This is a genomic window from Collinsella sp. CLA-SR-H006, assembly GCF_040097075.1.
Taxonomy (GTDB): Bacteria; Actinomycetota; Coriobacteriia; order Coriobacteriales; family Coriobacteriaceae; genus Collinsella.
In genome coordinates this window covers 1-3,164 of the sequence record NZ_JBBNPD010000028.1, presented here as the reverse complement: position 1 = coordinate 3,164, position 3,164 = coordinate 1, and the positions used below count along the sequence as shown (strand labels likewise).

The following is a 3,164-nucleotide window of genomic DNA, read 5'->3' as shown; positions in this document are numbered from 1 at the left end:
GGCAGGCTCCGCCGACCGATTGCAAGCGGTCGGCGGGGCCATTGTGGCTCTTGACAGCGGATTGGGTCATATGAGCGAGCGCCGTCCAGGACGTACAAGTTGGCATGAAAAAGGCAAGGCATAGACCTTCTGGTCATGCCTTGCCTTTTGAATGACAAATTGTCGTCCTGGGCGGCGCGCAGCGTCGACTGGTTGCGCGGTTCGTAGAACCGCGCAACATAAGTGCGCCCCCTCCCGCGCACGGAACGGGAGGGGGCTAAAGGTAGGAGTCTACCGGTGGGTTGACCCCACCGGACAGACGATGACCAGGTGATCCTTTACAGGATCGTCAAGGTTTCCGTGGGGTACCCGTTGGGTACTTAGAGCAACACGCAGGCGACGGTCAGGATGATGGCGCAGACGACGGAGAGCGCGACGATGAGCTTAAGGGCAAACTTGAGCCAGGTCGTCCACTCGATCTTGGCCAGGGCGAGACCGCCCATGATGGCGCCGGAGGTCGGGGTGAACAGGTTCACGACACCGATGGCGGCGGAGAAGATCATGACCATGACCTCGGGCGAGAAGCCGAGCTTAACAGCCAGCGGTCCCATGATGGGCATGGAGACGGTGGCCATACCGGAGGTCGAGGGGATCAGGAAGGACAGGCCGAAGTAGACCAGGAAGCTCATGGGAGCGAAGATCACACCGGACAGGCCAGCCAGGGCATTGGCGGCAGCGTCGAGGACGTAGACGTCGAGGCCGGTGTTAGCCATGAGGACGGAGATACCACGAGCGAGGGCGATGACGAGAACAACGGACATCATGTCGGCAGCGCCGGTGATGAAGGTGTTGACGATCTGCTTCTCGGACAGGCCACCGATGATACCGATCAGGACAGCCATGAGGAAGAACCAGGTGGAAGCCTCGTCGAAGTACCACTGGCCAATGGGCAGGCCGGTGATCAGGGCAGACCAGCCCTGGACGACGGCGTTACCGTCGGCATCGTAGACAGCGCCAGCGTCAAAGAAGTTGGCGACGCCCTCGTTGAGGTCGGCCAGCGGGATGAAGCCGACGATCATGACGACGAAGGTGAAGGCAAAGGCGATCAGAACACCCTTCTGACGACCGGTGAGCTTGACCTCATTGTGAACCTCGGAAGCAGCCTTGCCGTGAGCCTCTTCGGCGTCCTTGAGCTCCTGCATCGACAGGATGGTGGAACCCTTGTCAGCCTTGACCTTCTTGGCATAGCTCATGACGAAGAAGATGGACATAGCAGTGGTAACAATCCACAGGACGGCACCGAGGCCGATGATGATGGACTGGTTGACCTCAATGCCAACGCCGGTCAGAGCGTCGACGGCAGCGCCGACGGCGAACGGGTTAACCGTGGAGCCCAGACAGCCGCAGCCAGCGCCGAGCAGGACGGTGGCGGCACCGACCATCGGGTCGAAGCCAGCGGCCATCATGGTAGCGGCAAGCAAGGCGTAGAAGGGAACGGTCTCCTCGCACATACCATAGGTGGTACCACCGAGGGAGAAGATGAGCATCAGCACGGGAATGAGCATAATCTCGTTGCCCTTAAGCTTCTGCACCAGAACGGCGATGCCGTTGTCCAGAGCGCCGGTCTCGGTCATCATGCCGAGGAAGCCGCCCAGGATCATAACGAAGAGGCAGACGGGCAGAGCGTCAGCGAAGCCCTTAATCGGGGCGGTGCAGAAATCGCTCAGACGGGCGGCAGTAACCGCGCCGCCGGACGTGCCGGAGACGATAACGGTAATCACTGCGACAATTGCCAGCAGAGCAAGAAGAATGGTGAACGATGAAGGCATACCGCGCTTTTTCTTAGCGGTCTCAGTCATAGTTCTCATCCCCCCTTCATAAATCATTTACTGATCTCGCCAGAAGCGGCTCTTCCGTGCCGTGCCTGCCGCTTGATGCGAGATTATTACCAGATAAAACCGCTCGGGGTGTGCAGCAATACACCCCGAGCGAGATGCTAGATGCTCTTACTTGAGCGTGGCGTACATGACAGCCTTGATGGTGTGCATGCGGTTCTCGGCCTCGTCGAAGACCTTGGAAGCGGGGCTCTCGAAGACCTCGTCGGTGACCTCCTGCTCGGTGATGCCGAACTGCTCGCACTTCTCGGCGCCAATGGTGGTGTTGGTGTCGTGGAAGCTGGGCAGGCAGTGCAGGAAGATGGCGCCCGGGTTGGCCATAGCCATGACCTCGGAGGTAACACGATACGGGGTGAGCTGAGCGATACGCTCGGCCCAGACCTCGTCGGGCTCGCCCATGGAGACCCACACGTCGGTGTAGATAACGTCGGCACCGGTGACGCCGTCCTTGACGTCGGTGGTCAGCTTGATGGTGCAACCGTTGGCCTCGGCGATGGGCTTGCAGGCCTCGATGACGTCGTCGGCGGGCATGCACTCCTCGGGGCCGCAGGCCACGAAGTTCATGCCGAGCTTGGAGCAGACGACCATGAGGGAGCGAGCGACGTTGTTCTTGCAGTCGCCCATGAAGACGAGGGTCTTGCCCTTGATGTCGTAGTTGAAGTTCTCCTGGACGGTCAGGATATCGGCGAGCATCTGGGTGGGATGCCACTCAGTGGTCAGGCCGTTCCACACGGGCACGCCGGACTTAGCAGCGAGCTCCTCGACGTCGTCCTGGGCAAAGCCACGGAACTCGATGCCGTCATACATGCGGCCGAGAACGCGGGCGGTGTCCTCGATGGACTCCTTCTTGCCCATCTGCGACGAACCGGGATCGAGATAGGTCACGCCCATGCCCAGGTCCATGCCGCCGACCTCGAAGGCGCAGCGGGTACGAGTGGAGGTCTTCTGGAAGAGCAGAACGATGTTCTTGCCCTCGAGATAGCGATGCGGAACGCCAGCGCGCTTCATATCCTTGAAGTTCTTGGAGAGCTTGAGCAGGTACTCGATCTCCTCGGTGGTGAGGTCGAGAAGCTTGAGGAAGCTACGGCCGGAGAGGTTAACACCCATGGTTCGATTCCTTTCGAAGAAATGAATTACGTAAGTATCAGTGTTGCCCGTTTAACGGGCGAAGCCGGTGCGGTTGTAGGGGGACCGCACCGGAAACGGAAAGACTTAGAGGTCCTCGCGCCAGAAGGGCATGCTCATGCAGCGCGGGCCGCCGCGGCCGCGGGAGAGCTCGGCGGAGGGCAC

The 3,164-nt window shown here is 60.4% G+C and carries 3 protein-coding genes; all 3 read right to left on the bottom strand.

From position 1 onward, the window contains the following. Positions 1 to 359: 359 nt before the first annotated feature. Positions 360 to 1,838 carry a YfcC family protein gene (locus AAA069_RS09890; RefSeq protein WP_161115923.1) on the bottom strand — a complete coding sequence of 493 codons (1,479 nt, stop codon included), beginning with the start codon at positions 1,836 to 1,838 and terminating at the stop codon, positions 360 to 362. 147 nt (positions 1,839 to 1,985) lie between these two features. Continuing rightward, positions 1,986 to 2,981, bottom strand: coding sequence for an ornithine carbamoyltransferase (gene argF, locus AAA069_RS09885; protein WP_006234279.1), 996 nt, complete (start codon positions 2,979 to 2,981; stop codon positions 1,986 to 1,988). A 105-nt stretch (positions 2,982 to 3,086) separates the two neighbouring features. After that, the coding region (locus AAA069_RS09880; protein WP_195192534.1) for an arginine deiminase family protein at positions 3,087 to 3,164 on the bottom strand (78 nt) is incomplete at its 5' end.